Here is a 25,949-nt window from a genome sequence, read left to right as displayed (position 1 = left end):
GCCGGTCAGGACCGGGGATACACGGGATCAGGCGGGGAGGACCAGACGACGTTCGACGATCGCGCGGGCGACGTCGGCGAGCCGCTCCTGGTGGGACCGCGCGTACTGTCGCAGCAGCTCGAACGCCGCATCCGTCTCGACCGAGTGCGTGTACGCCACGAAGCCCTTGGCCTGCTCGATCACGACCCGACTGTCGAGGGCTCGCTGCAACTGCGCCTGCGTCAGCGCCGCGTGTTGCAGGGTCCGCTGCTGCAGGATGCTGATGGTCGCGACGTCGGTCAGCGCCTGCGCGGCCAGCGCGTCGTCACGGTTCAGCGCACCCTCGGTCTCGCGGAACAGGTTGAGCGATCCGAGCGTCGTGTCCCGCAACCGCATGGGGATCGCGTGCACCGACGCGTACCCCGACTCGGCGGACGCGGCGGCGAACGTCGGCCACCGGCGTTGCATCTCCGCCTGGTCGCCGACGGACACGGGACGCCCGGTCGCGAAGCACTCCACGCACGGCCCCTCGCCGGCGTCGAGCTGCAGGAGTCCGACGAAGCTCGATCGTTCACTGGTCGACGCCACGACCTCGAGCTCCTGGTTCTGGTTCGCCAGCAGGATGCCCGCGGCCGAGGCGTCGAAGATGTCGACGACGCTGTCGACCAGGTTCTGCAGCAGGTCGACGACGTCGTACTCGTCGACGAGGGTGTCGGTCAGTGTGACGAAGGTGTCGATGAGCCGGCGCTCGCGGGTCGGTGCCATGGGGCGTGCTCCTCAGTTCTCGGAACCGTACGGCCGGGCGAGGTCGATGCGGCGAGCGATGACGTCGTTCGAGACGTCGCGGACGGTGCGTTCGGTGGCGAAGGCGTGCGCCTGCAGCACGAGGAGGGCGTCGGAGACGTCCACCCCGAGCTGTGCTGCGACCATGCCGGTCGCCTGGTGCACCTCACGTCGGGAGTACCGGCTGGTCTCCATGTCGGCTCGCCCGTCCGCCGCCGCCGCGAGCAGCGCACCACGGAGCACCCGACGGGCGGCGACCTCGGTGAGTTCCACCGCGCCGCGGATCTGACCCACGGTCAGGGTGCGCTCGCTGTCCACGGACAGGTCGACCGCGCCGACCGGGATCGTCCCGATGCGCATCGGGAACGAGAACACGGCCCCGACCCCGGCGCGCAGGAGTTCCTCGAGTGCGAGCGGCCAACCGGTGTTCGTCGTGTTGGACAGGTCGGACTCCAGGACCGGGCGGCGAGTCGTCAGCGCCTGCCAGCACGGGCCCTCGCCGAGGTCGAACTGGATCTCGTCGATCCGCTCCGCTCGCGCGTCGCTCGCGCACACCGTCCCCGACCCGAGCGGGTTGCCGAGCGTCGAGATGCCGACCCCGGTGACGGGCAGCGTCGACAGGAACGGCGGGCACATGTCCGAGCCGTCAGGGGCGGCCTGCAGCGCGGTCACCGCCGTCGTGAAGTCGTTCATCAGAGGGACACCGTCCTGGTCCGGTTCGAACGCGGGGGCTGATCCGGTCCCCGCGTGCTGCCACGCTAGCGCAGTGCTCCGCAGCCGTCGCCTGCCCGGGCCGTCGAGGGCACGAGCCGTCGACGGCCCGGACGCCGTCACCCCGCGTTGAGTTGCGCGGGCTCCGGCACGAAGTGGATCCGCTCCGCCGCCCGCGTGACCTCGCGGGCTCGAGCCGCGCGGTCGTCGAACTCGATGCGGGCAGCGTCGCGGACCTGCTCCTTGTCGAACAGCGCGGCCCGACTCACGACGTCGACGATCGTCGCCACCACCGTCGCGAGACCGCGTTCGAGCTGGCCGAGGTTCGTGTTGCCGATGACGAGACGCCGGTCCTGCACGTCCAGCGTGACGTCGGGGTAGCCGGCGGTCACGAGCTGCGCGTGCCCTTCGGCACCGCGCAGGCCCGCCATCTCGACCGCGTCGGGTCGGCGGTTGAACACCGCCGGGACGTCGTAGTACTTCGCCGCCGTGGGCTTGCCGAGTTCGGTGGGCAGGCCGGAGGCCACCACACTCGTGAGCGCGAGCGGCGTCGAGGCCGCCTCGGACTGGTCCGTCATGATGACTCCCTTGGCGGCTCCCCGCGGGAGCACGAGAGGATCTCGGACTCGGTACGGCGACACCGTGGCGTCAGTGTGGGACCCGGGGATGTGAGCCCTCCCAGCCGACCGGCTGCGGGACGCGCCCCACCCCGCACGGCGGCGGGGCGCCGGGTGCGACCCCGGCGCCGCCCCGCTCAGGCGAACTGCGCGTAGAACGCCGACGGGTCCTGCGACAGCGACGCCTTCACCGCGCTGCTCCACTCGTCGACGACGACCTCGGCCGCGCCGCGCTCGACGCCGTCCAGCGCAGCCCGCGCCACGTCGGCCGGGTCGACCTTCGGTCCCTCGTAGCCGTCCATCATGTCCGTGTCCGCCGCGCCGAGGTGCAGCCCCTGCACGCTGATCCCCTTGCCGGCGAGCTCCAGCCGGACGGCGTTCGTCAGGTTCCACTCGGCGGCCTTCGCCGCCGCGTACGCACCGGATCCCGGGTAGACGAACCAGGACAGCGCGGACAGGACGTTCACGATGCCACCGCCACCGTTGCGCTCGATCACCGGTGCGAACGCACGGATCATCGCGAGGTTCCCCCAGTAGTGCGTGTCCATCTCGCGGCGCGCGTCCGTCAGGTCGTCGGTGAGCAGCGAGCCCGTCGTCGAGATGCCCGCGTTGTTCACGAGCAGGGTGACGTCGCCCGCGGCTGCGGCCGCCGCCGCGATCGACGCCTGGTCGGTGATGTCGAGCGGCAGCGCCACCACGCCCTCGACGTCGACGAGTTCCGGTCGGCGTGCGGTCGCGTAGACCTTGGTGGCCCCGCGCTCCAGCAGCTGCAGGGCGAAGCGGCGTCCGATGCCCCGGTTCGAGCCGGTGACGAGTGCGACCGATCCAGCGATCTCCATGGTGTCTCCTCCTGCCGTGCGGGTGTCTCCCGCAGCGGCTCGGTTACGCTAAGACCTCACATGGATGTCAGGGGCAAGCCCCGGATCGGAGTCGGCATGCGGATCGGCGACCTCGCCGCGGAGACCGGCGCCAGCGTGCGCTCGCTGCGGTACTACGAAGAGCAGGGACTGCTCACCGCGTCGCGGACGACCAGCGGGCAGCGCGTCTACGACGCCCCGGCGGTGGAACGCGTGCAGCTCGTGCAGCAGCTGTTCGCCGCCGGCCTGCCGAGCCGCACGATCGTGCAGCTGCTGCCGTGCGTGGACAGCGGCCACGCGACCCCGGAGTCGTTCGCGCTGCTCGTCGCCGAGCGCGACCGGATCACGGCGCAGATGGCAGAGCTCGAAGCGGCACGCGGCCGGCTCGACGAGGTCATCGCGATCTCCGAGCACCCGACCGCCGAGCACTGCCCGGCGTTGCGCGAGCCGGCGGACGGAGCGGTCGCGGCCTGAGACGGAACGGCAGAACGGACGGGAGGCACGGTGCGCGCCCGCACCGTGCCTCCCGTCCGCCACCTGGTCACGACCAGGGCAGCAGGTGCGGCGTCAGGGCTGGAACACCTGGATCTGGTCCAGCTCCGCGAAGCCGGTGCCCTTCGTGAAGGTCAGCGTGTTCGCGCCGGCCTTCAGGGTGACGGTCTTCTGCGCCCACCCGAAGCGCCCCCAGTTGACGGTCGGCGCGTAGCTGATCGTCCCGGCCGACGTCCCGTTGACGGCGAGCGCATGCGTGCTCGTCGCCCCGGTGCCGTTGTCGTACCGGACGTTGACGGTGTACGTCCCCGCGGTCGCCGCCTGCACCGTGAACTGCACGGAGCTGGTCGCGTTGTTGATGTTGCCGACCTTCGCGCCGCCGACGGCGTCGGCCTGCGTGACGGTGCTCGTGTCGTTCCGGACCGCGGACTCGGCCTCGTACCGCTGCGCGTTGATCGGGATCGACCCGACCCGCACGTCGTTGTAGGTCGTCGTCAGGTTCTCGACGTTCGTCGCCTGGTAGAGCGTCTTGCCGTCCACGCTCGAGTCGAAGCCCTGGGCGAAGCCGCTGAACGTGCCGCCTTCGGCGTCGCGGGCGTCGTACGTGACGGCGTAGGGCAGCTGCTCCCACGAGCCGGAGCCCTGGTTGCGGTTGACGACGAAGTTCTGCCCGCCGTCGATGTTGCCGGCACTGTCGAGCGACCACTTCGACGACACCACGATCATGCCGTTCGCGTTGCCCGTCGTCGGGACCCAGCGGACCTCGGGTGAGGAACCGACCCCGCGGCCGTCGGGCAGTGCGATCTTCGTGCCGATGCTCGTCTCCGGGCTCCAGGTGAGTCCGTCGGGCGATGTCTTGAAGTACACCGGCGCCGTGTTGTTCGTCTGGCTCGGTCGGTTGACGACCTCGAACGTCGCCACGTAGTTGCCGTTCGGGATCCGGGTGACCGTGATCATGCCGGGCCGGTCACTCTTGTTCGTCGGCGCCGAGACGTTCACCAGGCCACCCCAGGTGAGTCCGCCGTCCGTCGACCGTCGGTAGCTGACGGCCTGCAGGACGTTGTTCGCCTTCTGCCGTTCGTCGGAGAAGTAGGTCACGAGACCGCCGTTGGCGTCGACGGCGAGGGACGGCTCCCACACGGTCGAGGTGGTCGAGGTCGGACTCGGGTCGTAGGTGGCTGGGCCGCCGGTGTCGACGGTGCTCACGAACGACCAGGTGAGACCGTGGTCGAGGCTCTTGTACATGACCAGCCGGCTGCTCGACCGGTCTGTGGGCATGATCATCCCGCTCAGCAAGAGGGTCCCAGCGGGCATGGTGCCGAGCTGGATCGGGGTCTCGTACAGCGAGGGCTGGGCGGTGCGCGTGAGCGTCGGGAACTGCGCGCTCGGCTTGACGGTGGCGACGCGGCTCCACGAGGTGCCGTTGTCGGTGCTGCGGTAGATCGGGTAGACCTGCACCCCGTTCTCGAGCACCAGCTGGTCGAACGTGACGAACTGCTGCCCGTTCGCCGACCCGCTGTTCTTCAGGACGATGTTCTTCGCGTAGGTGGTCCCGGCAGCGCGGCCGCCCTCCGGGTTGAACGAGGAGCCCGCGGCAGGTGAGTACACGAGGGCTCCGTTGCCGGTCGTGACCGCCTGCGCGGGGGCGGGGCCGGTGACACCGGCGACGAGGGCTGCCGCAGCGGCGGCAGCGGTGACGACGAGCGCGAGCGTTCGGCGTCGACGAGGCGCCGGAGCGGCGCCGAGGCGGAGGGACATGGTGCTCCGTTCGGTCAGGTGGTGCGGTTGTGGTGCAGTGGTGGTGCGCGGAGACGGACGGGAGGCGCGGGACCGACCCGACCCGCGCCTCCAGACCGTCACTGGGTCGCCGACAGGGCCGCTGCCACGGCGCGTTCCTGTCGCGTGTGCGCAGCGAAGGCGTCTGCGACCGGGTTGCGGCGGCGGTCGAGGCCGCCGCCGCCGTCTTCGACGAGGTCGAAGAGGCCCATCGTGAGCAGGTGCTCCTGGCGGGGTGCGTCCGTGTGCCGCCAGGTCCACTCGTACATGTCGAACAGCGGCCACCAGGTGTACCCGACCACCGGGACGCCCTCGGCACGGAGCTCGTGCACGGCGGCCACCGAGTCGTCGAGCCAGCCGATGCGTTCGTCGACGGACCCGGTGACGCACGTCTCGGTCAGCATGACCGGAGCGCCGTACCGCTCGGCGTACGTGGTGAGGACGTCGCGGAGCCCCTCGACACCGGTGTCCTCGTAGGGCCGCGGGTCCGCGAACCCGCCGCCGTGGTGCACCCCAGACTCGAACACCTCGGTGGAGTGCAGCGGGTAGTAGTTGACGCCCATCACGTCCGGCCGGACCGCGTGCTGTCGGAACCAGTCCAGGTCCACGTCGGTGACACCGCCGGAGCGCAGCCGTCCGACGAGCGGATGGTGGTCGTCGACCCCGCCGGTCACGAGGTCCTCGACCAGGAACGTCTGGGCGCGGAGCCGCGCCACGGTGTCACGGTGCTCGGGGACGTCGACGTCGCCGACGTACCGGATACCGGCGTCGACGTGCACGAAGGTGGCGTCGTCACCGAGCTCACGAGCGATCGCGTGCTGGGTGGAGACGAACCCCTTCGCCAGGGCCGAGGCGATGCGGGCGGAGCCCTCGGCGCCGGTCAGGTACGGCGGCCAGTAGCCGTACTCACCCGAGAACAGGGCGTGGATCACGGGCTCGTTGACGGGCGTGTAGTCGGTCGCGACGTCGCCGTACCGCGCGGCGAACCGGGCCGCGTACTCCGTGACGTGCGCCGGGTAGTCGGGGTTCGCGAACTGGCCGTCGAGCCAGAGCGGTGTGCCGTAGTGCAGCAGGTCGATGACGGGCCGCAGGCCGGTCTCACGGAAGCGCTGCATGACACCGTCGACCCAGGACCAGTCCCAGACGCCCGGCTCCGGGGCCACCCGGTACCAGGGGACGCCCCAGCGGAGCAGCTCGGCACCGACGTCGACCGCCAGGCCGAGGTCGGCGGCGTACTGCCGGTAGTGGTCGGTGAGTTCGTACTCGTCGATGGGGCGCTCACCAGGCCGGGCCTGCGGGACGAAGGTGTCCTCGATGCCCAGGGCGAAGTGCAGCCGTCCGTCGTCGGACCAGTGCATGGTGTCTCGTTTCGTGGTGGGCGCTCCCCCGAGGGGACCGCGCGGTGTCGTCGTCACTTGAGCCCGGTGCTGGCGACGCTCTCGATGAAGCGCCGTTGCACGAGCAGGAACATGACGGCGAGGGGCAGCACGGCGATCAGGGCGCCGGCCATCATCACGCCCTGCGGGATGATGCCGCCGGGTCCGGTCAGCAGCGTCAGCCCCGAGGTGATGGTCCCCATGTCCTGGTCCGTGGTGAACACCAGCGGCCAGAGCAGGTCGTTCCAGTTGTTGACGAAGGTGAAGATGCCGAGGGTGAGCAGTGCCGGCACGGCGTTCGGCAGGATGATGCTCCGGAAGATCCGCCACTCAGACGCGCCGTCGATGCGCGCCGCGTTGTCGAGGTCGCGGGGGAGCGACACGAAGAACTGCCGGAGGAAGAAGATCCCGAACGCGTCTGCCGCCCGCGGGGCGATGAGACCGGCGAAGGTGTTCACCCACCCGAGGTCGGACACGAGCTGGTAGATCGGGATCAGGGTGGCCTGGAACGGGATCATCAGGCTGGCGATGATCACGATGAGCAGGACCCTGCTGCCCCGGAAGTCGAGCCGGGCCAGCGCGTAGGCGGCGAGCGCGTCGAACGCCAGCGCGAACACCGTCACCCCGCCGGCGAAGGCGAAGCTGTTCAGGATGAGCCGGCCGAACGGCAGCTGCGTGAAGATCGCCCGGAAGTTGTCGAGCGTCCACGTGTGCGGGAAGAGCGTCGGCGGGTAGGCGTTCACCTCGCTCGCCGGCTTGAACGCCGTGAAGACGATCACGAGCACGGGGAGCAGCACCGTGAGGGTGACGATGAGCACGGCGGCGAAACCGAGCCACCGCATCGACGGTGGGCGCCGGGCGACGGTCCTGCGCCGGACCGCGGTGGCCGGACGGGGGAGTGCGGTCATGATGCGGTGTCCTCTCCGCGCTTGCCGAAGAACAGGAACTGAACGAGGCTCAGCAGCAGGGTCGCGATGAGCAGCACGTACGCCAGGGCGGACGCGAAGCCGAGGTCGAGGTCCTTGAACCCGGACTGGTAGATCTGCATGACGATCGTCTCGGTGGACCGGTACGGCCCGCCGCCGGTCAGGACGTAGATCTGGTCGAACGCCTGCAGTGCGGCGATGAGCGCGACGATGACGACGAACGCCATGGTGTTGCTGAGCATCGGGAACGTCACGTTCGTGAACCGCTGGCGGCCGTTCGCGCCGTCCAGCTGCGCCGCCTCGTACAGGCTGGTCGGGATCTCCTGCAGCCCCGCCAGGAAGATGACCATGTAGAAGCCGAAGTTCTTCCAGACCGCGACGAGCACCACGGTCGGCATGGCGAGCGTCGGGTCCTGCAGGACGTTGCCGAGCCGGATGCCGCCCACCTGGAGCCAGTGGTTCAGCAGGCCGATCTGCGGGTCGAGCAGGTACGACCACGCGAACGCGGCGACCGCCAGGGACACGATGAACGGCAGGAACAGCGCCGAGCGGAAGAAGCCGCGGAACGGCAGCGCCGGGTGGTTGAGCGCCAACGCCAGCGCCAGCGCGACGGCGATCGCGACCGGGGTGAACAGCACCGAGTACAGCGCCGTGTTGCCGATCGAGCGGACCACGTCGGGGTCGGTGAAGACCCGGACGTAGTTCGCGAAGCCGACCCAGCTCGGGTCACCGAAGCCGCTGGCGTCGGTGAACGAGAGCCGCAGTGCCGAGAGCATCGGCCAGAGCACGAACGCTCCGAGGATGACGATCGCGGGTGCGAGGAAGCCGACGACGGTCGCACGGCGGCGGAAGGTCCCGTTCAGGGGAGTCCGGCCGCCGAGCTGTCGCGGGGGGCGGTACCGACGGCGTCGGCCGAGTTGCTGCGTGGTCACGAGGGTCCTCCGGGGGCCGCTGCTGCTACTTCAGGGCTGACTGCACGTCGACGTCGGCGGTGCCGAGCAGCGACTCGGGGTCGCCGCCCGCGATCGACTTCTGCGTCGCGGTGTCGAGGGCGGTGAGCACGTCACCGCTGTTCACGACGCCCGGGAGGAGCGGGATCGTCGTGCCGGGCAGACCGGTCAGCGCCGCGACGGTGGGGTTCGCGTCGACGTCAGCGGCGGTGACGTCGGTGCGCAGGGACGGCCAACCCGACCCGAGCGCCCACTTGGTCGCGACGTCCTTCTGGTTGAAGTACCGCAGGAAGTCCTCGGCAGCGGCCTGCTTCGGGTCGTCGGTCTGTGCCGTCACGCCGAGCGAGATGCCGATGGCGGAGGCCACCTGCGCCTTCGGGCCGGCCGGGATCGCGGCGATCCCGTAGTCGATGTCGGACGCCTTCGCGACGCCGGCCATCCACGGGCCGCCGATCTCCATGGCGGTCTTGCCGGCGGTGAAGAGCTTGTCGGCCGCGATGCCGTCGACACCGGTCGGCGAGATCTTGTCCTGCCGGATCGCCTTCGCCCAGTACTCGAGCGTCTCGACGTTCGCAGCGGAGTCGATGGTCGACTTCGTCCCGGCGTCGTTCGTGATCGAGCCGCCGTTGCCCGCGAACAGGCTCGGCCAGATGCCGTTGCCGACCGTCTGGTGGTCCGGCAGCACGAGCCCGTACTGCTCCGGGGTGCCGTCGCCGTTCTCGTCCTTCGTCAGCTTCTTCGCGTCGGCGACCCACTCGTCCCACGTCGTCGGGAACGCGTCGATGCCGGCCTCGGCGAAGAGCTTCTTGTTGTAGATCACGGACAGGGGGACGAAGCCGCTCGGGACGCCGTACTCCTTGCCGTCGACCTGCTCCATCGCGACGGCCTGCTCCTTGAGCTCGCCGGTGTTGCTGGTGTCGTCGTCGTAGAAGTCGCTCAGGTCGACGAGGGCCTTCTTCTCGGCGTAGACGGGCAGTCGGTCCGAGGTCATCGCGACGATGTCCGGGCCCTTCTTCGCCGTCAGCGCGGGGAGCATCGTGTCGTCGATGACCGCCCACGTCTTCGTCTGGGTCGTGATCGTGACCTTGTCCTGCGACTCGTTGAAGTCCTTGACGATGCCGTCCAGGACCTTGCCGTCGGCCTCGGTGTACCCGTGCCAGAACGTCAGGTCGACGTGGGCGTTCGCGGACGATCCGGGGGAGCCGGCGCATCCGGCCAGGGAGATCGCCGCCGCTGTTGCGAGCGCGACGACTGCGATGTGCTTCTTCATCGAAAACCTGCCATCCGTCCTGCACATCGGTGTGCGGGACCTCGTCCATGCCGGATTTACACCGGTGTAAATCTGGACAGTAGTCCGTGCCCCTCGGGCAGGTCAAGACCTCAGGCGGAGACCGTGCGTTCCACTGCGACGGGCGCCGACGACGCCCGCACGACCAACGCGTGCGGCGAGCGCAGCACACCCGGTTCGACGGCCGCGTCCTCCTCCAGCTGTTCGACGAGGACCCCGACCGCCGTCGCCGCGACCCGGTCCAGGTCGGCCGACACCGTGGTGAGCGCGGGTGTCGCGTACGACGACTCCTCGATGTCGTCGAAGCCGACGACCGCGACGTCGTCCGGCACGGTCCGACCGGCGAGCTGCAACGCGCTCATCGCCCCGAGCGCCAGGGCGTCGTTGCAGCAGACGATCCCGTCGACCTCGACGCCGGAGTTGAGCAGTGCCCGCGCCGCCGCCGCCCCTTCGGCCCGGTGCCAGAGCGCCGTCGGCACGACCCGCTCCTGCCGGAACGCAACGCCGTGTTCGGCGAGCGCCTCGCGGTACCCGCGCAGGCGCTCCTGGGCCGTCCGCACCGGCCCTGACGGTTCTGACCCGATGAACGCGATCGATCGACGGCCCGCGTCGAGCAGGTGCGACGTCGCATCGTGCAGGGCGTCCGCGTTCGACATCGTGATGAACGTGACCGGGCTGTCCGGGATCGGCTCGCCGAGTACCACGAGGGGGAACTTCACCTCGAGCGCAGGGGCATCGTTCGACCGCACCGTCAGCGGGCTGTAGATGATGCCGTCGATCGAGTGTTCGCGCATCCGGGTGATCGCGTCCGCCTCGCGCACACCGCTCGCGGTCTGCTCGATGAGCACCGTGTACCCCACCGCACCGGCAGCGCGGATGACGGCATCGGCGAGCTCGGCGAAGTACGCCTGCCGCAGTTCCGGCACCGCCAGGCCGATGACCTTCGACCGGCCGGCGCGGAAGTTCCGGGCCGAGACGTTGAGCTCGTAGCCGAGTTCGTCCACCGCAGCCATCACCCGGTCGTGGGTGCGGGCGGAGACGTGTTCGTAGCCGGAGAGGACGTTCGAGACGGTCTTCTTCGAAACGCCGGCGACGGCTGCGACGTCGCTCATCGTGGGGGGCGAGCGGTGTCCCTGGGCCATCCGCGCTCCCCTCTCGCGTCCGGAATGCGTTGGGCAGGAACCTACCGCACCAGCGTCGTGCGGCCCGGACGTGTCAGTCCGGTCACGGCTGGCGGGCCCCGGGCGGTGTCCACGACGGAGCTGCTTCCACCGCGTCGCCGATGCTCCGCGCGATGACCCCGAGCTGCCGTGTCTGGGTCGCAGTGAGCGTGTCGAAGACCAGGCGCTCGACCAGGGCATGGTGCGCGGGCGTCGACTCGAGGACCTTGCCGTGCCCGTCATCCGTCAGGACCGCGAGGGTGAAGCGGCCGTCCGTCGTGTCGACCACACGGCGCGCCCACCCCTTCGCCTCGAGCCGCGTGACCGCGCGGGACAGCCGCGAGAGCGTCGAGCTCGCGTACCCGGCGAGGGTGCTCATCCGCAGGGTCCTGTCCGGCGCGGCGTCGAGGGCGGTGAGGACCCCGAGTTCGAAGTGCGTGAGGCCACTGTCTCGTTGGAGTTGGGCGTCCAGGGCGACCGGGAGCCGTTCGAGCATCGTCGCCACCGCTGCCCAGATCTCGAGTCGTTCGCCGCGCAGGCCGTGTGGTTCGGGCGGTGCCATCAGGGCATCGTACGACCGATGACTTGCCTGAGCAAGCAAACCTCTCGTACGGTGACTTGCTCAGGCAAGTCACCGGGTCGAGCGGCGCGGGACGACGGAGGAGGATCCATGGACCTGCAGCTCCGAGGCAGAACGGCGTTCATCAGCGGATCGACGCAGGGCATCGGGTACGCGATCGCCTCCGCACTCGCGGCCGAGGGTATGCGAGTGATCGTCAACGGCCGGGAGGAAGCCCGGGTCGAGGCAGCCGTCGATCGCCTGCGGCGTGACCAGCCGGGAGCCACGGTGTCCGGGATCGCGGCCGACTTCGGAGACCCGGGCGCCGTCACCCGACTGCTCGGGTCACTCGACGCCGTCGACGTCCTCGTCAACAACGTCGGACTCTTCGGCCTCGCCGCCTTCGAGTCGATCGCCGACGAGGACTGGTCCCGGTACTTCGAGGTCAACGTGATGAGCGGGGTCCGCCTGTCGCGGCACCTGCTCGGCGGGATGCTCGAACGCGGGTGGGGTCGCATCGTGTTCATCGGAAGCGAGTCCGGCGTGAACGTCCCCGCGGACATGGTGCACTACGGCGTGACCAAGGCCGCGGTGATCGCGCTGGCGAACGGACTCGCGAAGCAGACCCGTGGGACCTCGGTCACGATCAACACCGTCCTCGGCGGCCCCACGTACTCCGACGGTGTCGCGACGACGGTCGAGGCGATCGCCGAGGCGCAGGCTCTTCCGGTCGAGGCGATGCAGGCCGCGATCATCGCTCAGAACCGGACCAGCCTGCTCGAGCGCTTCATCGACCCGGCCGAGATCGCGGCGCTCGTCACCTTCCTCGCGAGCCCGCTGTCCTCCGCGACGAACGGCGCCGCGATCCGGGCTGACGGCGGTGTCCTGACCGGGCTCCTGTAGGTGGCGCGTCAGCCCAGGTGCGCGTAGTCCGGCAGGTCGATCGCGTCCGCCGGAGGTGTGAAGAACCGGTCGCCGAGCCGACCGATGATCGGGGTGGACGCGACCCGGACCGCTGCACCGAACGCAGCGATCCCGAGCCGGCTCTTCGGGTTCGCGACCCGCGGCACCCCCGGCGGCAGCTGCTGCGCCTGGGCGACGTAGGGCCGCATGATGCGTTCGTAGCCACGGAAGGCATCGCGGTGGTCGACGTGGGCGGCGAGCTCACCGGCCAACACGTACGCCCCCGTGAGCGACAGGCTCGTGCCCATGCCGCTGACCGGCGAGGCGCAGTAGGCGGCGTCGCCCACGAGCGCCACACGACCCGCGGACCACCTCGGTGCACGGACCTGCCCGATCGACTCGGAGTACAGGTCGTCAGCGGTGTCGATGCCCTCGAGCACGCGCGCCGCTTCCCACCCGGCGTCCGCGAACACCTCGTGCAGTCGTCGGCGCTGCTCCTCGATGGATCGTCGTTCGGAGCCGGCGCGCTCCCGTGTCCGGTCGGTCACGAACGACAGCGTCGCCCGGATCGTGCCGTGCGGGTCCGGACGGAGGGTGACCGACCGGCCACCCGGCGCGTTGTACCAGCGCCACCAGTCGTCGTCGGCCTCGGTTCGGGGGATCGTCGCGTAGGACGTCTCGAGGCCGAGCGAGCGGATCTGCGGCTCGTCGCCGAAGACCAGCCGCCGGGTGCTCGAGCCGATGCCGTCGGCCGCGATCACCAGGTCGAAACGCTCCTCGGGGGCGTGCTGGAACTGCACGGTCACGCCGTCGCCGGCGCCGCCGTCGTTGTCCGCGATGCCGGTGATGCGGTCGCCGAACCGGTACTCGGTGGTGTCGGTGGTGCGGCTGACCAGCAGCTGTGCGAGGTCACCGCGCAGGATCTCGAGTTCTGCGGTGGCACCGCCCGAGTCCGTGGTGCCCGCCGGGAACTCCGCGATCACCGAGCCGGATCGGCCGACGAACCGCGTGCCGACCTCACCCGTCGTGGCGGCGCGGATGTCGTCCTCGATGCCCATCCGTCGCGACACCTCGCGCCCGGCACCCCGCACGTCGACGTTCTGGCCGCCGGTCCGGAGCTCGGGGGCGCGCTCGACGATCGTCGTCTCGTAGCCGTAGCGGTGCAGCCAGTACGCCAGGGCGGGCCCGGCGATGCTCGCACCGGAGATGAGGACGCGCTTGCGGTCGGTCGACATGTTGCCTCGAATCTTGATTACCAATGAGATTGGCAATGTACACGACTACCATCGACCCCGTGCCGCACGACGAACCGACAGCGCCCACCGAGGGGCCGCGAGACCTCGACGCCCGGCGCGACCGCGACGACCGACGCGACCGCGAAGCCGCCCGTCGCGACGGACGACCTCTGCCGGACGACGACATCCGCGCACGGGTGCAGCAGGTCGGCGTGCGGCAGCAGCGGTTCGAGCGACACCTCGCCAGAGCGCTCGACGTCGACGCGGCCGGGCTCGAGGCGATGGACCACCTCATCAGCCACGGCCAGTCCACCCCGACCGAGCTCGCGCGACGGTTGGGGATCTCCACCGCTGCCATGACCCTCGTGCTCAACCGACTCGAGTCCGCCGGCCACGTCACGCGGGAGCGGCACCCCAGCGACGGCCGCAAGCTCGTCGTCACCGCAGCCGAGCCGTCCTCCGACCGTGCGTACGACCTGGTGCTGCCGCTGATCGAAGGGATCGAGGACGTCGTCGCCGACATGGACGCCACCGAACGCGCCACGGTGCAGGCGTTCCTGGACCGCCTGATCGGGATCTACGACGACGCGATGGACGGATCAGGCGATCGCGTCGGGTGACCACGGTCGCTCACCCAGCCTCCACCGCGCCAATGCCTCGAGCTGTGCCTTCGCACTCTCCAGGCTCGTGTGGTCGCCGAAGACCTCGCCGGACCACCCACGGACCTCGTACCGGTGCGTGAACACGACGGTCCCGATGTGGGACCGACCGGAGCGCGCTTCCCAGCGGTCGACCTCGAGCGTGGTCCAGCTCGTGGTCTCGTGCGGGAGCACCCCGTTCGTCAGGGGTGGGGAGTCGGGCTGCGAGGAGGACATGGCCTGTTCCGGTCGGCATCGGACGAAGAGATCGTGCCGGCAGCCGGGGGCTCGGGTCACCTGCGGCCGACGGTAGTCCCTTCTCGTCGGGGTGGCCCAGGGTCGAGCGATTGACATCAGTTACTGAGTGCACTCAGAATTGAGTCTTCTCATCGAATCGACCCCGGGAGTACCCCCTGCGCGCCTTCGCCTTCGACCAGTACAAGCAGCCCCTCCGCGAGACCGACGTCCCCGAACCGGTCGTCGGCGACCACGACGTCCTCGTGGCCGTCGCCGCCGCCGGCCTGAACCAGCTCGACGAGAAGATCCGCCAGGGCGAGTTCAAGCTGATCCTGCCGTACAAGACCCCGCTCGTCCTCGGCCACGACGTCGCCGGCACCGTGATCGCGGTCGGGGCCGGAGTCCGCGGGATCAAGCCCGGCGACGAGGTCTTCGCCCGCCCTCGGGACCACCGCATCGGCACCTTCGCCGAGCGCATCGCCGTCGACGAAGCCGACGTCGCCCGCACGCCGTCGAACGTGAGCGCAGCAGAGGCCGCCTCGATGCCGCTCGTCGCCCTGACCGCGTGGCAGGCACTCGTCGAGAAGGGCGGGGTCGGACCGGGCACAAAGGTACTGGTCCACGCGGGGTCCGGCGGCGTGGGGACGATCGCGATCCAGCTCGCCAGGCACCTCGGTGCCCACGTCGCCACCACGGCATCGGCAGCCAACGCCGACTTCGTCCGCGAGCTCGGCGCCGACGTCGTGATCGACTACCGCACCCAGGACTTCGAGCAGGAACTGTCCGACTACGACTTCGTCCTCGACAGCCTGGGCGGCGAGAACCTCGAGAAGTCCCTGCGCGTGCTGCGCCCCGGCGGCAAGGTCGTGAGCATCAACGGCACCCCCGACCCGGCCTTCGCGAAGGAAGCCGGGCTCAACCCGGTGATCCGTCTGGTCATCGCCGGCATCAGCCGCAAGGTCCGCGCGCAGGCGAAGCGCCTCGGGGTCACCTACGAGTTCCTGTTCATGCGTGCCGACGGCGGGCAGTTGCAGCAGATCGCCGACCTCGTGCAGGCCGGCGCGATCCGCCCGGTGGTCGGCGCCACGTTCCGCGTCGCGCAGACCCCCGAAGCCCTCGCGTCGCTCACGACGAGCCGCGTGCGCGGCAAGACCGTCGTCACCAGCAACTGATACCCCATCCACGACCGAACGGACCCGCCACCATGAGCGCCACCGACCCCGTCCTCACCTCGTACGCCCACGCTCCGACCAAGACCGTGCACGCCGGCGGTGCCACCTTCGCATACCGCGAGCTCGGGCCGACCGGTGGCATCCCCGTCGTGTTCTTCGTGCACCTCGCAGCGACGCTCGACAACTGGGACCCGCGGATCGTCGACGCGATCGCCGCGACCCGGCACGTGATCGCCTTCGACCAGCTCGGCGTCGGCGCCTCCAGCGGCACCTTCCCCGACACCCTCGACAAGGCGGCGGATGACGCGTACACGTTCATCACCGCCCTCGGCCACGAACAGATCGACGTGTTCTCGTTCTCGATGGGCGGGATGATCGCGCAGGACCTCGTCGTCGCGCACCCGGGTCTCGTCCGCCGCCTCGTCCTGACCGGCACCGGGCCCCGCGGCGGCAAGGACATGGACAAGGTCGCTCGCACGACGTACTACGACATCCTGCGCGCCACGCTCACCCGGTCGGACCCGAAGGAGTTCCTGTTCTTCAACCGCGATGCGGTCGGTCAGCAGGCAGGCAGGGCGTTCGTCGGGCGTCTGGAGGAACGCACGAACGACCGTGACGAGCCGATCAGCACCAAGGCGTTCCGGACGCAGCTCAAAGCCATCCAGCGCTTCGGCCGTTCGGAGCCGTCCGACCTGTCCGTGATCACGCAGCCGACCCTGATCGCCAACGGCGACCACGACCGGATGGTGCCCTCGGTCCTCTCCGAGGACCTGCACCGCCGCATCGCCGGGTCCGAGCTGGTCATCTACCCGAACGCCGGCCACGGTGGCGTCTTCCAGTACTGGGAGCAGTTCGCCCCGGTCGCCGCGGAGTTCCTCGCCGCCTGACACCCGGCCCGGATCAGCGCGGCAGGACCACCTCGAGCTGCGCCCGGATCGACTCCACGACGGTCGTCACGGTGGTCTCGGGGTCGACGGCCGACACCATCGAGACGAACACCACCGCGGAGACGACGTGCGCGAGCGTCGCAGCGCGTCCGTCGTCGAGGCCGCCTCGGCCGACCAGGATCTCCGCGACCGCCTGCTCGGTCTGCCCGGAGATGGCGAGCGCACGCGCGTGGTGGGGTTCGGACGGATCCCCGAAGGCCATCTCCCGCAGGTAGGTCCGTCCGTTGGACACCTGGACGCGGTTGCACACCACGATCGGCGTCATGAGCGCGGTCACCGCATCGACCACGTCCGCCGTCGCCGCTGCAGCGCGGCGTCCCTGCTCGAGCGCTTCGTCGTACTTCGCGTTCTGCACGAGCAGGAGCAGCTCACCCTTGGTCTTCGCGTACAGGAAGAGGGTGCCGGCACCGATGTCCGCGCGCTCCGCGATCTGCTGCGTCGTCACGTCGTCGACACCGTGCTCGGCGAACAGTTCGCTGGCAGCAGCCGTGATCCGGTCGAGCTTGTCCTGTCGGTTCCGCTCGCGACGACCTGGGGCCTGTGTCACTGCACGCTCCGCATCTGGTCGGCGAGGGGGTCGATCCATCCTGCCACCCGCAGGGCGCCCCCAGGACCCGGCCGGCGGCCGTCGACGTGGCGCGTATTGCGGACGGGAGGCCCGTGGCGGCCTGGCACCGCGCCTCCCGTCCGCCGCCCCCTGCGTTCAGTGCCCCCGGCGGTCAGCGCGCCACGCGCGTGAACGTGCGGTGCACGACGCCGGACGGCGACGCGACCGTCTCGACGGCGAAGCGATCCTCGATGCCCTCGAGCCCGTCCCAGAGCCGCTCGCCCCGGCCGAGCACGATCGGTACCTCGACCAGGTGCAGGTGGTCGACCAGGTCCGCCTGCAGGAACTCGCGGACGGTCTCGACCCCACCGCCGATCCGGACGTCCCGACCCGGGGCGGCCTGGCGCGCGAGCTCGAGCGCTTCCGCCGGGGTCGCGTCGACGAAGTGGAAGGTCGTCCCGCCCGCCATCTCGAGGGGCTCGCGGGGGTGGTGCGTGAGGACGAAGACCGGCGTGTGGAACGGCGGCTCCTCGCCCCACCAGCCGGTCCAGCCGTCGTCCGGCCACGGTCCGCGCTGGGGCCCGAACTTGTTCCGCCCCATGATCTCGACGCCGATGTCCGGCCCCCACGCGCGCGCGAACTCGTCGTCCACTCCCGTGGTCCCGCCGGACGCGCCCTGCATCGCGCGGAAGGTGGCGGTGGCCGCGAACCAGTCCATCAGTCGACCGTCGGCGTGCCCGAACGGCCGGTCGAGCGACTGGTCCGCTCCGGCACCGTACCCGTCGAGCGAGATCGCGAAGTTGTGGACCCTGACCGTCGACATGGCGCTCCTGTCCTGCTTCAGAGGGTGATGCCGGTCGCCGACGCCAGCGCCTCGACGAGTTGGCGGCGGAACCGGGGGTCCGCGACCGCCTGGTGCGGCTCCTGCCGCTGCCCGTGGAACCAGTAACCGCCGCTGAGGGTTGCGTCGGGGTCGGTCACGAGGGTCTCCTGCGTGCGGTGTCCGAGCTCGAGGTCGTCCGACGCCCCCGCGCCGCCCATCTTCGTCGGCACCCAGCCCGGGTCGACGGCGTTGCTCAGGACGCCGGGCCGGCGCTCGGCGACCTCGGCGGCGAGCGCGGTCACGAAGAGCTTGGTGTCCGAGTACGTGTTCGTCTCCGCGGTGCCGTCCCAGTCGACGCCGTCCAGTCGGGGGCGGCCACCGCGGTGCATCCCACTGCTCAGGTACACGTGCCTGGTCGGCGCGTGGAGCAGCGCGGTGAACAGGTACGGGGCGACGACGTTGACCGGGATCAGCGCGCGGCCGGAGATCACGCCGGCGTTGTGCACGACCGCGTCGATCGGGTCGCCGGCGTCGAGGTCGCGCGCGGCGGCGATCACGGCGGCCCGGTCGGACAAGTCGGCGACGACCAGTGCGGCGCCGCGGTCGACGAGGTCGGCGACCGCTTCGGCGCGCGCCGTGCTCCGGGCGTGCACGATCACGTCGTGGCCGTCGCGCAGCAGGGTGTCGGCGGTCGCCCGCCCGAGGCCGTCGGTCGATCCGGTGACGAGGATGCAGGACATGCGTTCATCATGCGCCGGGTGGCGGAGTCGTGTGCGGCCGGAGCCAGCCGGGGTCAGCCGATGACGCCCGTGTGCTCGAGCACGATGTTCACGCCGATCAGGATGAGGACCACACCGCCGGCGATCTCGGCGGGCTTGCCGAACCGGGCTCCGACACGGCGCCCGACGACCACGCCGGCGAAGGACAGCACCGCCGTCGTCACACCGATGAGCAGCACCGCGCCGCCGATCGACACCGGCAGGAACGCCAACGTGACACCCACGGCCAGGGCGTCGATGCTCGTCGCGATCGCCAGGACCAGGAGCTCACGGATCGGCAGACGGTCGGTGTCCTGCTCGGTGTCCTCGTGCTTCGAGAACGCCTCCCACAGCATCTTGCCGCCGATCAGCGCGAGCAGTCCGAACGCGACCCAGTGGTCGAAGGCCGCGATGTACTGCGCGAACGCCGAACCGAGCAGCCACCCGAGCAGGGGCATGAGCGCCTGGAACGCACCGAACGTCAGCGCGATGACGAGGGCGTGCCGCACGTCGAAGCGCTTCATGTGCAGGCCCTTGCCGAGGGCGACGGCGAAGGCGTCTGCGGAGACGCCGAGCGCGATGAGGAAGAGGGCCCAGAACGACATGGGGCGGCGCCTTTCGAGACGGTCGGACGGAGACGCCGACGTCTCAGGACCTGATGATCCTGGCACGGTACCCAGCACGAAAAGGCCTGATCAGCGGTATTCGTCGCGCCGAATCCGGGGGTTGGTGCGCCCGCCCCGGACCCCCGTGGTCGCCGGGAAGCGCGGGAGGATCCACGACACCCCGCGTGCGGTCCGCCGAGGTTCCACGACACACCGCGTGCGACCCGCCCAGGTTCCGATCGGGGCGCTCCACGCGCGCGAGGTTCCGAGATCTCGGAACCTCGCGCGGCGGGGTGGGCGCGACCACTGACGGACGGGAGGCCCGTGGCGGGCCCGCCACGGGCCTCCCGTCCGCTCTGGGCGCGTCAGCGGCCGGCTGCTGCGTGGGCGGCGACCTGGGTGGCCGACAGTTCCGTCCCGTAGACGGCCGCGTACCGCATGGACCCGGTGAAGTAGGGGTTCGCGGGGGAGCCCGGCCACCCGCTGACGGTGTCGTACCCGATGCGGAAGTAGCCGGTGAAGTTCTCGGGGGCCTTGAACGCAGCGTTCGAGGCGACCAGCGTGCCGTCGACGTAGAGACGCATGCCGTTCGTCGGCGACATCGTCGTCACGGCGTGGTGCCACGTGCCGTCCGTGTACGCCTTGGGCGACGTGACGACCTGGGTCGTCCCGCTGTAGGTGCCGAACGCGAGCTGTCCACTGGTGTTGAGGTAGAGCTTCCGGTCGTGCTGGCCGGATCCACCGGTCTGGCTGCTGCCGAAGCCGATGAGCTGCCCGCCGGCGACCGTCGTCCTGAACCAGACCTCTTCGCTGAAGGTGGTCGGGTTGGCGTACGAGCGCGAGGCGGTGACGTAGCTGGTCGAGCCGTTCAGCACGTAGGCGCTGCCGGTGTCGCGCGGGCAGGCGATCGGGTCAGGGGTGGCCGCCGTCATCGAGCCCTGGTAGGTGCCGTTCACACCGCGACCGGACCAGTCCGTGGCGGTCCTGGCGTTCGACGACTCGGTGAGCCGGTACGCGAACAGGGCGTTCGCGGTGTCCGCTCCGACGGCTCCCGTACAGGTGAAGTACGGGGCGGTCGCGGCGGTGTTCGTGTCGTTCCGCACGGTGGCGCTGTAGGCCGAGCGCGTCGGGGCGAACTGGTTCAGCAGGACGACGACGGCCAGGGCAACCACGAGCAGGAGGGCGACGACGCGGCCGTCGCGCAGGTGGCGGAGGATCACGAGGGACGCACCGCCTCGACGCGACCGACCGCCAGGCAGGCCACGAGCGGGACCAGGCACAGGGCGATGAGCGCCACCCACCCGAGCGGGTCGAGATCGATGTTCGACGTCAGCTGGTAGTGCCCGTTCTTCGTGAGTTCGTGGATGACCACGCGGCCGACCTCGCCGTCGACCAGGTGCACGGTGTTGCCGCCGTGGGCGTCGACGCGGACCGGGAAGATGCCGGACGAGATGACGGTGGCCTCGACGCCCGTCGGGCTCGAGGTGTTCGTGATGGTCGTCACGTTGACGAACGGCTTGAGGACGAACGCGGCGTACGAGACCGTCAGCGCGGAGCCGGCGATCCGGAGGCAGGTACGGGTCACCCGGTCCGTGAAGGCGCTGGTCAGGGTGAGGATCAGGAGCGTGCCGATGAGCAGGATCGGGGCGGCGCGGAACAGCCAGCCGAGGTGCGGGACCAGGAGCGCCGGGGTACCGATCACGTCGGCCTGCGAGAGCGTCCACGGGTCGACGGCGCCGTTCACGTCGCCGCGGGTGTGCAGACCGCCGTCGGCGTCGATCGCGACGATGCGGTGCGTGTAGACGACGTCCGGGTTGGCGGAGGTCTCGAACGAGACGACCTCGCCGACGTGCAGGGTGGTGACGTCGACCGGCAGGTCGAGCACCAGGGTGCCGACCGGGGCGGCCTCACCCATCGAGGGGGTCTCGACGACGAACCAACGGCCGCCGGCGGACAGGAACAGGATCGCCGCGGTGAGCAGCAGAGCGGCGACCAGGGCGAGCAACCAGGCGAGGACGGACTCGGAGCGGGTGACCGCACGACCCCGGAGGACCGGACGGTCGAGCATTCCGCTGAGCGGGATCGCTGCGGTCTGGCTCATGTCGTGCTCCTGCGGCTCGGTGGGGTGGGGGCAGCGCCCGCTGCGCTCGGTGGGACGGGGGTGGCGACGCTCGGCCGGAGGGGGGTCGGTCGAGCGTCGCCGGTCTGGGGTCACGGGACGTCCCGGGACGGCTTGGGGGTGCCGGCCCGGAGCGGGATCAGGCCGTGAACGTCCAGGTCATGGGGACCGAGGCCGCGAGGCCCTGGTAGGTGTTGCCCGCCGACGAGTCGAGGGTCACCGCGAAGTTGAACGGGACGCTGGCACCGGCGGCCGGGGCCTGCGGCATCGTGAAGGCCGACGCTGCGGCGCCCTTGAAGCTGGCGAGCGTGCCGCTGAAGACGGTGGTCGAGCCGGACGTGATGACCAGGTTCATCTTGGCGCAGAGGTCGGTCGCGGTGCCGTTGGCCGAGCCGTTCGCCGACTGGGTGCAGGTGGCGCCGGGGTTCAGCGTGAAGGTGCTGGCGGCCGCGGTACCGGTGTTCTTGATGGAGATCGCGGTGTTCACCGTGTTGCCCGGCGTCATCGTGGTGCTGCCGCCGAACTTGTTGATCGTCGAGCAGGTCGCGGAGTTCGTCGAGACCGAACCACCGTCGGTGCTGAGGCAGGTGACGGTCGCGCCGGCGTTCTGCTCCTGCATGATCAGCGTGCCGCTGCCGGCGGTGTTGCTGCTGTTCGTGATGCTCGCCGCGAACCCGGACAGGGTGCCGGTGAGCGAGAGGGAGAGGAGCACCGCGGCGAAGATGCCGGCCAGCAGGGCCACGGGTGCGAAGCGGATCCGCTTCAGTGCGGAGGTGCGGAGCTTGGTGGACACGGTGTTACCTCATCGGTTCGGTGGTTCTCGGTGACTGGGGGAAGCAAGACACTCGGGCTGTTTTGCTTCGATCATTAAGATAGTCATTGGTTGACCAAGTTAGCCACTCGCACACCTACCCCAGTGCGGGGGACGTTCGTGTCCCCCTGGTTCCGGACATGGAAGGATTCCCCCGTGACCCCCGCCCCACACGATGACGACGCCGCCGACCTGATGGCCGCGTTCATCGCCGTCGTGCGCGCGAACGCGAGCCTGGTGAACCAGCTCAGCGCCCGCGCCGGGGTGCACGAGAACGCCCTCCGGGCGCTCGTCCTCATCAGCGACACCGGGTACTCCACGCCGACCGAGGTCGCCGGCTACCTCGGCCTGACCTCGGGCGCGGTGACGAACATGATCGACCGGATGAGCACCGCCGGACTCCTCGAGCGCGCGCCGAACCCGAACGACCGTCGTGGGTCGTTGCTGCGGCTGCTCCCGGCCGGCGACGACGTCGTCGCGGACTACCGGCAGCGCTACGCCGCCATGCTCCGGGCGGTCGACGGCGCACACGGCGGCGAGCTGCACGAGGTGCTCAACGACCTGGCGACGAGTCTGTACCAGCAGGCCGCGGCGGCGGGGGAGTAGGGCGCCGAGCTCGCGCGCTCGGGTGCCCGTCAGACCGGCTGGAGCGCCTGCCGCTCGCCGGCGGGCAACTCGACCCTGATGCTGTCACCCGTGCGGACGACACCGCCGGTCACGACGACGCTCATCACGCCACCCTTCCGCACCACCGCACCGTCCTCGTCCCGCCCGAGCACCTCGCGCAACAGCCCCGGTTCGAACCCGTTGATCTGCTGACACGGGTTCCGCAGCCCCGTCACGCGGACGCTCGCCTCGTCGCCGAGGTGCAGCACCGTCCCGGTGGGCAGACCGAGCAGGTCGACACCGCGGGTCGTGACGTTCTCGCCCATCTGGCCGGGCTCGACGCGGAACCCGGCCTCGGCGACCTCGTCGAACACCTCGGCGTGGAGCAGGTGGACCTGACGCAGGTTCGGCTGGGAGGGGTCACGCGCGACGCGAGACCGGTGCTGGACGGTCGTCCCGGCATGCGCATCGCCCTCGATGCCCCAGCCCGCGACCAGGGTGACCTCGTCGACCACGGGCTTGCTGAACCGATGGACGTCGTCCCGGCTCACGGCGATCACGCGCGGCTGCTCGTCACGGTTGTCGGTCATGGTCCGATTCTGGCGCAGGTCCGGGACCGGCGCATCGGTGATGCTGGGTCGTTCGATCGGATGCCCGCGCTCAGCTGGCCGGCACCACGTCCCAGTGCTCACGGATCTTCCCGCCGTCGACACGGAAGAGGTCGGCGGCGAGGATCGGGTCACCCGACTTCGCGTCGACGCGCTGCGAGAACGTCCAGACGATGTCGCCGTCGGACAGGGAGATGACCGACTGCTGCGCCGGGAACTGCGCGCCACCCGCGAACAGTTGTTTCAGCGCGGCCGTGCCGTTCGGCGCCACCGGGTTGTGCTGCAGGTAGGCCGGGTCGAAGTCGCGGTCGAGCACCGACACGTCGTGGTCACGGAACAGGCTGTCGTAGGCGCTGACCGCGAGGACGCGGTTGCGCTCTTCCTGCCGTTCCGTCGGCGCCTTCGTCCGGTGTGCGGGGCGGTACAGATCGCTGAACATCGAGTTCGTGTTGCCGCTGGCCGGCTTCCCCGTGGCGATCTGCTGATCCAGGGACCAGTGCTCGACGACGCGGTCGTTCGCGAGACGGAACAGGTCGACCGCGGCCTCACCCCGTCGTTCGTCCTTCGGGTCCGGCGCGATCTGCCAGTGCACGGCGACCAGGTCACCGTCGGCGGCCAGGTGCTTGATGACGGCGTGGGCGCCGGGCACACGGGCACGGTCCGCCGCGAACTGGGCGAGGATCCCGCTCGGTCCGGTGCTTGCTCCGGCTGCATGTGTCACCGCGTGCGGGGCGACCACCTTCGCCGCGAGCCGCTTCGCGGAGCGGCTGTCGGGAGCCGAGAAGGTGCCGGTCAGGAGGCGGTGGATGCGGCAGGCGTTCCGGTGTTCGGTGGCCGTGTCGTGGCGGCTGGCGGTCGTCCCGCCGTCCGCGATCGAGGCATTGGTGGGGGTGGAGGTCGTGGCGGAGATGGCGTGGGCGTCGGTCGACGCGGAGGCTGATCCGGAGACGTGCAGTCCGGCGAAGAGGGCAGTACCCGCGAGCACGGCGAGGCCGCGTGCGAGGAAGGTCGTTCGGAGGTTCGTCACGAGCACCACGATGCAAGCGCAGCCTGGAACGCGGCGCCGACTTTCCGAGTGATCCGCTCAGGTTGGTGACGTGACAACTACTCGTGATCCTGGGAGCCAGTGCGCTGCGCCGCCGACAAGACGGCTCACCCCGGAATCGTGTCGGACCTGATGACGCGCGTTCGCCCGCCGTCCACGGCCAGCGCCTGGTCGTCGTCGAGCGGGACCAAGGCGTAGGAGTCGCGGTACGTGTCGAGGGTCTCCTGGATGAGTTCCGGCGGGTACGGCGGCAGGAGGCCGTCCGCGTGCGGGACCACCGTCTGGTCGACCAACGCGAGGCCGGTGTGGTCGGTGAGAGCAGGCCCGTCAGCAGGATCGTCCATCAAGGATGCTGGGGTCACGTCCGGTCCGGCCACGATCGAGCCGGCGCTCGCGCCGATGTACGGCAGACCAGCCCGGACGTGCTCCACCAACACCTCGTCGTTCCCGCTCACCCGCAGAGCCTCGAGGAGCGCGAAGGTGCTTCCGCTGGCGACGTACACGGCGTCGACATCCGCGAGGATCTGGTCGAACCGGTGGTTCTCGGTTCCGCGCACGGTGACCGGGACGACCTCGCCAGCGAGCGCTGCGATGGCCGCGCGTTCCGCTTCGACGAACGGGGCGCCCGTGAATGCCTGCTGCGCGTCATCGACGTAGGCGATCCGGAACCGGTCGAGCGCTGGATCTGCGCCGTTCGGTTCGGTCAGGAAGGGCAGGATCGCCCCGGTGTTGCGGGAGAGCAGGAGGATCTTCACGCTGCGTGACTGTAGAGGGCCCCGCTGACACGATCGCTCACGCAGCAGTGAGGACGCGGCGCGGCACCCACCCTTCACGACCGTCGGCGTTCCGACACCAGGACCAGCCGCTTTCAGGATCGTCCGCCACGAGATCGACGATCTCACCCGAACTCGCGGGGAGCTCGGTGGTGTCGTAACCGACGCGGACGGTACCTGCCGAACCGTCGATGTCGAGGTGGCGCGCGGGAACCCATCCCGTTCCGTGTTCGGTCGTCACGAACACGAAAGCGGGCCACTCAGTGTCGCGAGCTCCGACCTGGACGACGTCGCCCGGCCTGATCGTCAACGGCGCGCGTTCTGGGACCTCGTGATCAGCAGTCACCAGGCGAAGGGCTCGCCGGCCTGTGATCCGCCGCGTGAGCTTCCGCACGAAGACGAGCTCAAGCGCCACCATGATGGCCAGGCCGAAGAGTGCGAACGCGATGCGCGCCGGACTGGAGCCCCCACTGAGCACGATCACTGGCAGTCCGATCAGCAGGACGGCCCCTGCAACGACGTTCCACCACGATTCGACGAGCCCGGCGGGAGCACGGTTCGTCAACTCCGGGCGGTCCGTCGGATCGGTGCGGTCCCACCAAGACGACATGCTCGGACGTTACCCGGTGTCCGTGGACAACCGGCGGC

General features: G+C 70.2%; 30 protein-coding genes. 6 read left to right on the top strand and 24 right to left on the bottom strand.

From position 1 onward, the window contains the following. Window positions 1–27: 27 nt before the first annotated feature. The 4 genes from EDF63_RS04130 to EDF63_RS04115 all read right to left on the bottom strand — a co-directional run bounded on the left by EDF63_RS04130 (window position 28) and on the right by EDF63_RS04115 (window position 2,929). Complete coding sequence (locus tag EDF63_RS04130; protein WP_123311427.1) at window positions 28–744, bottom strand: GAF and ANTAR domain-containing protein; 717 nt, start codon at window positions 742–744, stop codon at window positions 28–30. Between the two features lie 12 nt (window positions 745–756). Further along, window positions 757–1,455, bottom strand: coding sequence for a GAF and ANTAR domain-containing protein (locus EDF63_RS04125; RefSeq protein WP_123311425.1), 699 nt, complete (start codon window positions 1,453–1,455; stop codon window positions 757–759). A 137-nt stretch (window positions 1,456–1,592) separates the two neighbouring features. Continuing rightward, window positions 1,593–2,051: a hypothetical protein gene (locus tag EDF63_RS04120; RefSeq protein ID WP_148061720.1), complete on the bottom strand. Its 459-nt coding sequence runs from the start codon at window positions 2,049–2,051 to the stop codon at window positions 1,593–1,595. A 176-nt stretch (window positions 2,052–2,227) separates the two neighbouring features. After that, window positions 2,228–2,929: an SDR family oxidoreductase gene (locus tag EDF63_RS04115; RefSeq protein WP_123311421.1), complete on the bottom strand. Its 702-nt coding sequence runs from the start codon at window positions 2,927–2,929 to the stop codon at window positions 2,228–2,230. Between the two features lie 60 nt (window positions 2,930–2,989). Between EDF63_RS04115 and EDF63_RS04110 the strand changes: the two genes are divergently transcribed. Then, window positions 2,990–3,421, top strand: a complete 432-nt coding sequence (locus EDF63_RS04110; protein WP_259586778.1) for a MerR family transcriptional regulator — start codon at window positions 2,990–2,992, stop codon at window positions 3,419–3,421. Between the two features lie 93 nt (window positions 3,422–3,514). Here EDF63_RS04110 and EDF63_RS04105 read toward each other — a convergent pair whose 3' ends face one another. The 7 genes from EDF63_RS04105 to EDF63_RS04075 form a co-directional block, all read right to left on the bottom strand. Continuing rightward, window positions 3,515–5,197 carry a CBM35 domain-containing protein gene (locus EDF63_RS04105; protein WP_123311417.1) on the bottom strand — a complete coding sequence of 561 codons (1,683 nt, stop codon included), beginning with the start codon at window positions 5,195–5,197 and terminating at the stop codon, window positions 3,515–3,517. 98 nt (window positions 5,198–5,295) lie between these two features. Next, window positions 5,296–6,573, bottom strand: coding sequence for a family 1 glycosylhydrolase (locus EDF63_RS04100; RefSeq protein ID WP_123311415.1), 1,278 nt, complete (start codon window positions 6,571–6,573; stop codon window positions 5,296–5,298). Between the two features lie 53 nt (window positions 6,574–6,626). Next, window positions 6,627–7,499 (bottom strand): carbohydrate ABC transporter permease, encoded by an 873-nt coding sequence (locus EDF63_RS04095; protein WP_123311413.1) that lies wholly within the window; start codon window positions 7,497–7,499, stop codon window positions 6,627–6,629. Then, window positions 7,496–8,449, bottom strand: coding sequence for a carbohydrate ABC transporter permease (locus tag EDF63_RS04090; protein WP_123311411.1), 954 nt, complete (start codon window positions 8,447–8,449; stop codon window positions 7,496–7,498). The genes EDF63_RS04095 and EDF63_RS04090 overlap by 4 nt, the downstream gene beginning before the upstream one ends. 25 nt (window positions 8,450–8,474) lie before the next feature. Beyond that, window positions 8,475–9,737, bottom strand: a complete 1,263-nt coding sequence (locus EDF63_RS04085) for an ABC transporter substrate-binding protein (protein WP_123311409.1) — start codon at window positions 9,735–9,737, stop codon at window positions 8,475–8,477. Window positions 9,738–9,847: 110 nt separating this feature from the next. Beyond that, the gene (locus tag EDF63_RS04080; RefSeq protein ID WP_185021282.1) at window positions 9,848–10,867 is read right to left on the bottom strand and encodes a LacI family DNA-binding transcriptional regulator; all 1,020 of its coding nucleotides are present in this window, start codon (window positions 10,865–10,867) and stop codon (window positions 9,848–9,850) included. A 112-nt stretch (window positions 10,868–10,979) separates the two neighbouring features. Beyond that, window positions 10,980–11,477, bottom strand: coding sequence for a MarR family winged helix-turn-helix transcriptional regulator (locus tag EDF63_RS04075; protein ID WP_123311405.1), 498 nt, complete (start codon window positions 11,475–11,477; stop codon window positions 10,980–10,982). Between the two features lie 108 nt (window positions 11,478–11,585). On the opposite strand from EDF63_RS04075, the gene EDF63_RS04070 reads away from it, so the two are divergent. Continuing rightward, window positions 11,586–12,377 (top strand): SDR family NAD(P)-dependent oxidoreductase, encoded by a 792-nt coding sequence (locus EDF63_RS04070; RefSeq protein WP_123311403.1) that lies wholly within the window; start codon window positions 11,586–11,588, stop codon window positions 12,375–12,377. 8 nt (window positions 12,378–12,385) lie between these two features. On the opposite strand, the gene EDF63_RS04065 is transcribed toward EDF63_RS04070, so the two are convergent. After that, window positions 12,386–13,612, bottom strand: coding sequence for an FAD-dependent monooxygenase (locus EDF63_RS04065; RefSeq protein WP_123311401.1), 1,227 nt, complete (start codon window positions 13,610–13,612; stop codon window positions 12,386–12,388). 35 nt (window positions 13,613–13,647) lie between these two features. Between EDF63_RS04065 and EDF63_RS04060 the strand changes: the two genes are divergently transcribed. Next, window positions 13,648–14,232 carry a MarR family winged helix-turn-helix transcriptional regulator gene (locus tag EDF63_RS04060; protein ID WP_123311399.1) on the top strand — a complete coding sequence of 195 codons (585 nt, stop codon included), beginning with the start codon at window positions 13,648–13,650 and terminating at the stop codon, window positions 14,230–14,232. Here EDF63_RS04060 and EDF63_RS04055 read toward each other — a convergent pair. Continuing rightward, window positions 14,212–14,487: a hypothetical protein gene (locus EDF63_RS04055; protein WP_123311397.1), complete on the bottom strand. Its 276-nt coding sequence runs from the start codon at window positions 14,485–14,487 to the stop codon at window positions 14,212–14,214. The two genes, EDF63_RS04060 and EDF63_RS04055, sit on opposite strands and share 21 nt — an antisense overlap. 176 nt (window positions 14,488–14,663) lie before the next feature. Between EDF63_RS04055 and EDF63_RS04050 the strand changes: the two genes are divergently transcribed. Then, on the top strand, window positions 14,664–15,659 hold the full coding sequence (locus EDF63_RS04050; protein WP_123311395.1) for an NADP-dependent oxidoreductase: 996 nt from the start codon (window positions 14,664–14,666) through the stop codon (window positions 15,657–15,659). 32 nt (window positions 15,660–15,691) lie between these two features. Beyond that, the gene (locus tag EDF63_RS04045) at window positions 15,692–16,546 is read left to right on the top strand and encodes an alpha/beta fold hydrolase (RefSeq protein ID WP_123311393.1); all 855 of its coding nucleotides are present in this window, start codon (window positions 15,692–15,694) and stop codon (window positions 16,544–16,546) included. A gap of 13 nt (window positions 16,547–16,559) precedes the next feature. Here EDF63_RS04045 and EDF63_RS04040 read toward each other — a convergent pair whose 3' ends face one another. The 7 genes from EDF63_RS04040 to EDF63_RS04010 all read right to left on the bottom strand — a co-directional run bounded on the left by EDF63_RS04040 (window position 16,560) and on the right by EDF63_RS04010 (window position 22,251). After that, window positions 16,560–17,192 carry a TetR/AcrR family transcriptional regulator gene (locus tag EDF63_RS04040; RefSeq protein ID WP_123311391.1) on the bottom strand — a complete coding sequence of 211 codons (633 nt, stop codon included), beginning with the start codon at window positions 17,190–17,192 and terminating at the stop codon, window positions 16,560–16,562. Between the two features lie 133 nt (window positions 17,193–17,325). Further along, window positions 17,326–17,976 (bottom strand): dihydrofolate reductase family protein, encoded by a 651-nt coding sequence (locus EDF63_RS04035; protein WP_123311389.1) that lies wholly within the window; start codon window positions 17,974–17,976, stop codon window positions 17,326–17,328. Between the two features lie 17 nt (window positions 17,977–17,993). Continuing rightward, a complete protein-coding gene (locus tag EDF63_RS04030) occupies window positions 17,994–18,716 on the bottom strand; it encodes an SDR family NAD(P)-dependent oxidoreductase (RefSeq protein WP_123311387.1) in 723 nt (240 codons plus the stop codon). 53 nt (window positions 18,717–18,769) lie between these two features. Continuing rightward, on the bottom strand, window positions 18,770–19,339 hold the full coding sequence (locus tag EDF63_RS04025) for a manganese efflux pump MntP family protein (protein ID WP_123311385.1): 570 nt from the start codon (window positions 19,337–19,339) through the stop codon (window positions 18,770–18,772). A 365-nt stretch (window positions 19,340–19,704) separates the two neighbouring features. After that, entirely contained in the window at window positions 19,705–20,559 is an 855-nt protein-coding gene (locus tag EDF63_RS04020) for a LamG domain-containing protein (protein ID WP_123311383.1), read from the bottom strand. Then, the gene (locus EDF63_RS04015; protein ID WP_123311381.1) at window positions 20,556–21,440 is read right to left on the bottom strand and encodes a S26 family signal peptidase; all 885 of its coding nucleotides are present in this window, start codon (window positions 21,438–21,440) and stop codon (window positions 20,556–20,558) included. Before EDF63_RS04015 ends, EDF63_RS04020 begins: the two co-directional genes overlap by 4 nt. Window positions 21,441–21,597: 157 nt before the next feature. Further along, on the bottom strand, window positions 21,598–22,251 hold the full coding sequence (locus tag EDF63_RS04010; protein WP_123311379.1) for a hypothetical protein: 654 nt from the start codon (window positions 22,249–22,251) through the stop codon (window positions 21,598–21,600). A 174-nt stretch (window positions 22,252–22,425) separates the two neighbouring features. Here EDF63_RS04010 and EDF63_RS04005 point away from each other — a divergent pair, with 174 nt between their 5' ends. Then, entirely contained in the window at window positions 22,426–22,875 is a 450-nt protein-coding gene (locus EDF63_RS04005) for a MarR family winged helix-turn-helix transcriptional regulator (protein ID WP_185021281.1), read from the top strand. A gap of 29 nt (window positions 22,876–22,904) precedes the next feature. Here EDF63_RS04005 and EDF63_RS04000 read toward each other — a convergent pair whose 3' ends face one another. From EDF63_RS04000 to EDF63_RS03985, 4 genes are all read right to left on the bottom strand, one after another. Beyond that, window positions 22,905–23,465: an MOSC domain-containing protein gene (locus EDF63_RS04000; RefSeq protein ID WP_123311377.1), complete on the bottom strand. Its 561-nt coding sequence runs from the start codon at window positions 23,463–23,465 to the stop codon at window positions 22,905–22,907. Window positions 23,466–23,535: 70 nt separating this feature from the next. Then, window positions 23,536–24,510 (bottom strand): nuclear transport factor 2 family protein, encoded by a 975-nt coding sequence (locus EDF63_RS03995; RefSeq protein WP_311316875.1) that lies wholly within the window; start codon window positions 24,508–24,510, stop codon window positions 23,536–23,538. A gap of 125 nt (window positions 24,511–24,635) precedes the next feature. Next, window positions 24,636–25,283: a Type 1 glutamine amidotransferase-like domain-containing protein gene (locus tag EDF63_RS03990; protein ID WP_221180523.1), complete on the bottom strand. Its 648-nt coding sequence runs from the start codon at window positions 25,281–25,283 to the stop codon at window positions 24,636–24,638. A 37-nt stretch (window positions 25,284–25,320) separates the two neighbouring features. Continuing rightward, entirely contained in the window at window positions 25,321–25,911 is a 591-nt protein-coding gene (locus EDF63_RS03985) for an SH3 domain-containing protein (protein ID WP_260232965.1), read from the bottom strand. Window positions 25,912–25,949: the final 38 nt, after the last annotated feature.

It is taken from the genome of Curtobacterium sp. JUb34, from assembly GCF_003755065.1.
GTDB lineage: Bacteria > Actinomycetota > Actinomycetes > Actinomycetales > Microbacteriaceae > Curtobacterium.
Note: the sequence above shows the minus strand (reverse complement) of the source record. Positions and strands in the feature narration are given on the sequence as shown.